6 protein-coding genes are annotated in these 8,666 nt (G+C 42.6%); all 6 read left to right on the forward strand.

The genetic code is table 11. The features are described 5' to 3' along the window. Positions 1-17 precede the first annotated feature (17 nt). Positions 18-362 carry a hypothetical protein gene (locus Q8J68_RS12650; RefSeq protein WP_305311874.1) on the forward strand — a complete coding sequence of 115 codons (345 nt, stop codon included), beginning with the start codon at positions 18-20 and terminating at the stop codon, positions 360-362. A 297-nt stretch (positions 363-659) separates the two neighbouring features. Then, positions 660-1,442, forward strand: coding sequence for a winged helix-turn-helix domain-containing protein (locus Q8J68_RS12655; protein WP_305311875.1), 783 nt, complete (start codon positions 660-662; stop codon positions 1,440-1,442). A gap of 707 nt (positions 1,443-2,149) precedes the next feature. Continuing rightward, on the forward strand, positions 2,150-3,793 hold the full coding sequence (locus Q8J68_RS12660; RefSeq protein WP_305311876.1) for a methylamine methyltransferase corrinoid protein reductive activase: 1,644 nt from the start codon (positions 2,150-2,152) through the stop codon (positions 3,791-3,793). 138 nt (positions 3,794-3,931) lie between these two features. Continuing rightward, positions 3,932-6,412 carry a GAF domain-containing protein gene (locus Q8J68_RS12665; RefSeq protein ID WP_305311877.1) on the forward strand — a complete coding sequence of 827 codons (2,481 nt, stop codon included), beginning with the start codon at positions 3,932-3,934 and terminating at the stop codon, positions 6,410-6,412. Between the two features lie 130 nt (positions 6,413-6,542). Next, positions 6,543-7,283, forward strand: coding sequence for a winged helix-turn-helix domain-containing protein (locus Q8J68_RS12670; RefSeq protein ID WP_305311878.1), 741 nt, complete (start codon positions 6,543-6,545; stop codon positions 7,281-7,283). A 322-nt stretch (positions 7,284-7,605) separates the two neighbouring features. After that, the coding region (locus Q8J68_RS12675) for a methyltransferase cognate corrinoid protein (RefSeq protein ID WP_305311879.1) at positions 7,606-8,666 on the forward strand (1,061 nt) is incomplete at its 3' end.

The raw sequence follows: 8,666 nt of genomic DNA on the forward strand, positions 1-8,666 counted from the left end.
TTATGAGGTGTAGATAAGTGCCCGAAAGAGAAAACAGATATGCTGATGATTTATCCCGCGATGACAGGTACTCTTTTGAACTGCAGAGAAGAGGGGTTAACAAACAGTTCTATGATGCGAACAGGATGCTCCTCTGTCCTGAATGCGGCCAGTCGTTCAGTCTCTTTTACTCACGGGCAAAGTATTGCGCTGACTGCCCGAGCCTGGCAAGGGGCTGTGAACTTGCCCGCTGTACTCACTGTCACACGGAGTTCCCTCTCAACAATTTCATGTCTAAGACATCCTCACGAACTACTTCCAACTATATCGGATCTGTAGTAAAGCGGTATAATAATACCTTTGGAGAGCGACCCGGCAGATAATAAGAAAATAAATATATTCGGCATATCTCTTATTTGATCACATACTCTTGCGGCCTATGTGAATACCCTAATCAGGATTCTGATCAAAAAGTCGGTTTTGAACTTTCAGGAGTTGGCTTTATATCGGTTAAGCTTCTAAGAGTACCTTTTATCGGGCCAGGCTTTCAAGCTATAATTGGTTTCTGAAGGCATGAGGCGTGAGAACTATTAGCATAATATTCGATTAAGTAAACGAAAATTAGTTAAGCAGGAAACGTACTAAATAAATCTATAACAGTATAACATAAGAGGACATAAATGAAAGCCGAATTGATCAGCACGGTGTTCCTATCGGAAAAAAGGAAGAACACTCTTCTTATGTTAATGGATAAACCGGCAACCATCGACGAAATAAAAGATTCCCTCACAGGAACCACCAGTGCAATAATGGCCCAGGTAAAGATACTTATTGAACAGGGTCTTATTGAACAGAAGTCCGACGAATACCGGCTGACCTACATCGGCAGGATCATCCTGAAAAAAACAAAGCCTCTTATAGAGGCACTTAGTGTGCTTGAGGAAAATAAAGAATACTGGGAAAGCAGGGATATGTGTGCCATTCCCGAGGATCTTCTTGACAGGATTGGAGAACTGGGGAAAGTAATAGTTCACGAATCGGACCTGAACCATCTTTTCGAACCACCTAAAGAATTATGCCTGAGCCTGAAGCAGTCGGTGAAAGTGTCTACGTTCTATTCTTATTTCTGTCCTACCTGTCCTTATAATTATGCTGAACTTTCCAGAAAAGAAGTGAATTTTGATCTGATACTGACAAGATCCGTATATACGCGGTTAAAAGAAGAATATACTGATCAATATAATGCAATGATGGAATCCCACAACTCAAATCTTTTTGTATGTAATGATGACGCGATAAGGCTGGGAGCTCTTTCGATCACGGATAACATGATGCTGCTTTCTTTCTTTAATACCCAGAGGATATTCGACCATAAAAAACTGCTCTGCTTTGATGAAAGTGCCCGTCTCTGGGGAAAAGATCTATTTGCACACTACAAACAAATGGCAGAGAAGGTTAAATAAAGAACCTATATTGCGCCTTTACTCTCATCCCTCTGCATTAAGTCATTTCTGATTCATGACATTGATTTTATCAAAGGTGTTTATTCCCCAGTGACCGCTGTTTTCTGGCTTCTGCTGAATCCTGAATGTACCATGTGTATAATCTATAATTGGGCAGGATGACACCTGTTTGATAATACATACGCGGTTGTTAAATTACCATAAGTTATTATTTATATCTATATGTTAATAGCGTGATTGCTCAATAAGGGCATGAAGTAGTTTGCAGAAAAAAATTTCACTAAACTGGGTCGATCCAGCCTACCTCCATCATACAATGTGAATTGCACTTCCCTAACATTTCTGCTTGACTGCGTGATTGTATCATGCAGTACTACTTCGGATTTGCAAGGCCCGTCTCCACAATCTAAAGGGCCTTGCAAACCAGTATTCTAAGTGTTTGTATAATTATTGTAAACTTTGTTCTGATTCTCCTGCCGATAAAATCAACAGCTTTGATTTTATCAACCCTGTCAATTTGGAGTTAACGCCGTTAAAATCAACTGCATTAATTTCGCCATCATTATTGATAATATCGTAACCTCGGCTTTATTACTTGAAGTTATTATTTATACCTTAATAACAGATTGTTTTCATACAGCATTGCACAGTCTGACGGACTAAGCGGTTTTTCAGACATTTCAATAAAGTAATACGGAGGACATCTTATGTATGGTATTGCAATAGATCTGGGCACCAGTGGTTTTCGGTTGCAACTAATAGACCTTGAATCAAGAAGCATCCTTAAGACTATAATGACGATGAAGCATCCTCTTCCAGGAGGAAATGTTATCGATCATCTTGGTTTTGCCATCCAGGTAGGTGGAGATGTTGCAAATAAAATAATGGTCCATACACTTCAAAAGATGTTTGATATGCTCCCCGTTTCTCCCGAGGAGATCAGAAAAATCGCTGTGTGCGGTAACCCTATACAGCTTTCCCTTTTCCAGAACATCGAAATACGCGACCTTGCGTATGCCGGCAAGAACATGCAACAAAGGCTTGGTATAGGTGAAGTGAAAAGGGGTATGAAGATCTATGATGGTATTGAGATCTTTGGAAAATCCTCCGGGCTTGATGTGTGCGATCTGATCGTACTGCCATCCATCGAACATGAGATCGGGGCAGATGCCCTTGCAATGATGGTCAAGACTGATTTCATGAAGCAGGATGGCATATCCCTTGTAACTGATTATGGCACGAATGCTGAAATGGCACTCAAGGTCAATGGCCGGATAATTACCTGCAGTGCTGCAGCAGGCCCGGCTATAGAAGGACAGGGCATAAAATGTGGGATGCTTGCAAGCCCCGGCGCAATATCTGATGTTAACGAAGAGAACGGCATGTGGAGGATCACTGTGCTGGATGAACGCATGGACAGCAGAAAAAGCCATCTTATCGACCCTCTGACAGGTGTCATCTTTGAGAATGGCGAATTGTCCCCTCTGGGCATTACAGGAACGGGTGTCATTTCTGCTATATCTCTTGCAATGAGCATGGGTCTGATAAAGACACTGCCGCATCTTCCAAATGGTAAACTTATACTTGGGGAAGGGGTTGAGCTCAGCGACAAGGACATCGAGGAAGCCGGAAAGGCTATTGGTGCCATAAGGGCGGCGCATCTGACGCTGCTGGTGGAAGCTGGACTGAAATTCGAGGACCTGGAATACATGTATATGTCCGGTGCTTCAGGTACGTATGTGGATGCCGACAAAGCAAGGAAGATAGGCCTCGCACCCAGATTTGTAAAAAAGATAGTTCAGTTCGGGAACACATCGCTTGAACTTGCAAAAGATGTGGTGCTCGGAAACTATGAACTTCAGGAAATACAGGAGCTTGCAGACAGGATAAAAGCAGATCACATTATGCTGGCCTCAAATGAAACCTTTAAGAACATCTATGCATGCGAGCTTGCATACTGGACTGAAGGCATGCCTGAAGAAGTATATGACAGTGTCCTTGAGTCCTATAATATGCCCCGTATGCCATCTTTGGAGATTGCTCCATTGTTGCAGAGGAGGGTCAAAAAGGATATCTCAAGCTCAGAATCCGGAGGCATCGAAATAATGCAGGAAATGGACACAGTCATTGAGGAACAATCATTCGGATGCATGGGATGTAAGATATGTGAAAGAGAGTGTCCAGAGAGTGCGATCAAAATAACCAGTAAGAATGGAAGTGTGTATGCAGGATACATGGCTCATCTTTGCCTGGGCATGAGTTGCAAGAGATGCATCAGGATATGCCCGGCCAAAGCTATCCATTACAGGGATATAAGGCCTGTTTCCAGTCAGGATCTGTCTGTCATTTGATTCTCCTGTTCTAGTGAGTTTGCTTTCCATGAAAGAGTGGTTATGGTAGAATACAAACAAGGGGCAAATATATATCTATAAATGCCCATACTTTTTCGGTCAAAAAATATGGTTGGACAATCGAATCATAAAATCAGCATGGACTCTATAATCAATAGTAGTCCGATTATTGTAATTTCAAGAAAGGTCGATAAAGACTTTCCTGTGAAATACGTATCCAACAATGTAAGACAATTCGGGTATACGCCCGAGGATTTCTATTCCGGGGAAATAAAATATGCTGACCTGATCCATCCGGATGATAGGAAACTTGTTTTAAAAGCCTTTAAATACCTGAACAAGCAACTGGCAGAGTACCTTCGGGAATACAGGATCATAACCAAGTTCGGTGAGACGCGGTATGTTGAAGACAGGGTGCATATAAAGAGTTACGACAATGAGAATGTGCATATCGAAGGCACTATCCTGGATATCACCGAGCGTAAACACCATGAACTTATCAAGCAGCAGAAAAATTCCAATAATTGGAAGCCTCTTACAGAAATATCTCTTGAGGATGTTCTGGGATTGCTTGTCACCAATGCAGAAAAGGTTCGCTCCGGCCTGATATGCGCTGTTATGTTGCTTGACAAGAATAAGCAGTACATATGTCGTGTCGTGGCACCTAACCTTCCTCTCTTTTTCAAAGAGGCTATGGAAGGCCTTGAGATCGGCTATGGGAACTGCACGTGCGGCACAGCACTCTACATGGGTGAAAGGGTCATCGTTGACAGTATAGAAGAGCATCCTTACTGGGCAAGACACCGGGAAGTTGCACTTAAAGCAGGGATCAAGGCCAGCTGGGCTGAACCCATAGTAGCTTCCACTGGTGAGATACTAGGCGTTTTCGTAATGTATTTCAATGTGCCTTTTGAACCGAAAAAGGCATGTTTCAAATATCTTAAGGCAAACGCAGATCTTGCAGCTATAGAGATAGAGCACAGGATCGTGAATGAAACTTTCAGGGAATCCGAACATAAGTTCAAAACGATCTTCAATAATATCAATGATCAGATATATGTCAGTGAACTGAATGGGAACCTCATAGATGTGAATCAGGTTGTTATTGACAGCCTAGGCCATACAAAAGATTACATTTTGAGATCTTCACCACTTGATATCGTGCCTTCCTGGTATGTACAGCGTGCTTCTGAACTGCTCAAAGTGATAGAAAGGGATCGGAGGGCTATGTATGAAGCTGCTGCGATCAGGAAGGATGGTTCTGTCATACCGCTGGAGATCAATGCAAGGATGATCGATTATAATGGCAAGAAAACCATCCTGTCGGTTGCACGTGACATCACGGAACGTAAGAAAGCTGAGAAGGCAAAACTTTTGAACGAGTCACGTCTTGAGACTTTGATAAAGCTCAATGAAATGACAGCTGCGTCTTTAGATGAGATCGCTGAGTTTGCAAAGGAGGAGGCTGTCCGTCTTACTGAAAGCAAACTGGGATATCTTGCGTTCATGAATGCTGACGAAACTGTCCTGAATATGCATTCCTGGTCAAAATCGGCAATGGGAGACTGCAGCGTAAGTGACAAACACTTCACTTATCCTGTAAAGACCACCGGATTATGGGGAGAAGCTGTAAGGCAGAGAAAAGCTGTTATCACTAACGATTATACAGCACCCAGCTCCTTGAAAAAAGGATATCCGGAAGGTCACGTTGAATTGACAAGGCATATGAACGTTCCTATATTTGACGGCGACCATATAGTTGCAGTAGCAGGTGTAGGGAACAAAGAGGAAGATTACAATGAATCAGATGTCCGCCAATTGACACTTCTCATGCAGGGCATGTGGAAGCTTGTCCAGAGGAAACAGCTGATAGGTGCTTTAAGCAAATACTCCGAAGAGCTCTCAAAGGCGAATACAGAACTGCGATCTGTCAATATGATCAAATCCGAATTCCTTGCGGAGAACATGAAAAAGGACCCTGAGTCTTTACATGTTTATGATATGTTTGATGACGAAACACTGCATTTGCTTGACGATTCACAAAAAGAAGCTATCTCTACACTCCTGAGGAATTCCGAAAGGTTGAAACGCCTTATAGATACAGTTTTGTACAGCAATTTGCAACAATCCGGCAAAATAGAATATTCGTTTGCATCGGTGAATATTGGTGGTATCCTGTCTGATGCACTGCTCAATCTGATCCTGCTGATCGACGAAAAGGAACTGGTATTGGAGAAGGCGATCCCGACAGGTCTTCCGGTGGCAAGGGGTGACAAAGAGAAGCTTACAGAGATGTTTATCTACCTGATACACAATGCTATCAATTTCACGCCTAAAGGAAATAGTATTAGCGTCGGGGTATCCGAGGAAGATGATTATCTCCATGTAACAATAACTGACACTGGTGAAGGTATAGATAAAGAACTCATTCCCCATCTTTTTAACAAAATGTATCAGGTGGAGGACTCGATCACAAGGATGTACCAGGGTCTTGAATCAAGCCTGTATATCTGCAAGGACACTGTCGTCGCGCATCAGGGTAACATATGGGTCGAAAGTGAAATTGGACAGGGTAGTACAGTGCATGTGAATATCCCAAAATGGAGTGAAATGGGGTAGATTCAATGCTCTTTTAAATTATCATGAGAATTGCCGAAGTTGATGAACGATATTATTTCTGAGTATCTCGATGTGAGGGGATAAAATAAAGCTTGCTCTTCTGGGAACACTTTTCCTATCCGATAAAAGAATGGATCTGCTTTTATTGTTGATAGAAAGACCTATGAACATCGAGGAGATCAAAGGCACGCTCAACGTGACGACAAGTGCCATGATGACCCAGATAAAAGTCTTGATAGACCAGGGTTTGATAGTTTATGACAATGATCTGTATAATCTTTCACATTTTGGTGAGGTCATCGTCAGAAAGATAATTCCTCTGGTCAATACATTGAAAGTTTACTCCGATAATATTGAATATTGGGAAAGCCACAAATTCAATTCCATACCTACGGGTCTGCAGGACAGGGTTGAAGAACTCGGGGATTGCGAGCTCATAGAGCCTGATCTTAACCGCATGTACGAATTGCCTCTCAAACTTGAGAACAACCTGGCAAAAGCGGAATACATAAGGGAAGTATCGTCCTATTTTAGTCCTGCATACCCTTCTAAATATCTGGAGCTGGCAAGAAAAGGTGTAAATATATCCCTTATCGTATCTGCACCGGTCTTTGAGCGTCTCAGAAATGAGTACGGCTCTGTATTGAAAGAGTTCCTGGGAATGGAAAACGTTGATATTTATGTCCATGCCGATACTATCGGTCTTGCTTCCTGTATAGTGACTAACAGCTTTTTATCCTTCTCACTTTTCTTTAAAAACGGCATTTACCATAACCATGCAATGATGAGCTTTGATGAAAGCTCTTTTAACTGGGGTAAAGACCTTTTTGAGCATTTCAGGTCTAATTCTTCATACATAGAGCAGATGTAACTTGCTCTCTTCAACAGTTACTCATATTCTTGGGGGGTGCTCAGGAAAGATATCTCATTTTGATGATATCCTGATTAAAGGTATTAACCTGATTAATGCTTTTAATTTCATTAGTCGTTTTTCTCCGGTTAACTCTGGTTACCCCATGAATTGCAGTAAATATCATTAACGGAGTTAACTCCCCGAAAGGCTCTGATAATATTAAAGATTCAAATAAATAACCTACAGTTATGCTATATACCTTAATTTCCTACCCTTTATTGTCAATAGTACGGAAATAGAGTACTGTTGGAAGGAAATACGTAATTCAAGGAGGTATTTTATGGAAGCTGCCATTCTAAATAAATTAGCGGAAGCTGTAGTTGAAGGCGATGACGATCTTGCAGTAGAACTTGCACAGAAAGTTATCGATGACGGACTGGATCCTTACGAGGCAATCGTAAATGGTCTTGCCAAGGGAATGATGATAATCAGCGACAGGTACGAAAAAGGAGAAGCATTCGTACCGCATCTGCTTATCGCATCAAGTGCAATGTATGCAGGCATGGATATCCTGAGCCCTGCAATGAAGACAGAGGGCGCAGAAAAAGCTGCCGTGGGAGTAATTGGCAGTATTGAAGGAGATGTGCACGACATCGGCAAGAACCTTGTGAAAACAATGTTATCTGCTTCAGGTTTCAAGATGATCGACCTGGGTGCCGATGTGCCCATCGAGAAGTTCGTCGAGGCTGCCAAAGAGCACAAAGCTGACCTTATTTCCATGAGTTCCCTGATGACCACCACCATGGTGAACATGGAAAAGGTTATCGAGATACTTCAGGAAGAAGGTATAAGGGACTCACTAAAGGTAATGGTGGGTGGAGCACCTGTATCAGAAGATTTTGCAAAAGAGATTGGTGCTGACTCAACCCATGCCGATGCTATGCATGCAAGTGACTGGGCAAGCGAACACGTAAAACAGCTTGAGCCCAACCAGATAAGGTGGAATCAGGAAAAGATCAGTCTTGGTAAAGTTAAGTACAGGGAATCGCTCTCAAAGAAGAAGGTAAAAGGCAAGAGCGATATCGGACTGGAGACTGCCAGGCAGATCATCGAGGAATTCGAGAAGGTCGGTGTCAAATCAAAAGAACAGATGACCCACATGGACAGGACCCTGGCCTCAATGGGAGACAAGAAGGTCGACAGGCTACCCGTATACCCGCTTGCCTGCGGTATCATGAGGAAGTTTGCCAACCAGAGCTACAAGCAGTATGCAACTACTCCGGAAGCCTTCGTTGAGAGTGCATTCCTTGGATCCAAATACCTGGACACAGATATGTTCGTCGGGCTCATTGATCTATCAGCCACATCATCTGACTTCGGATGCAAGATCAAGTATCCTGA

Source organism: Methanolobus sp. (assembly GCF_030682845.1).
Lineage (GTDB): Archaea > Halobacteriota > Methanosarcinia > Methanosarcinales > Methanosarcinaceae > Methanolobus.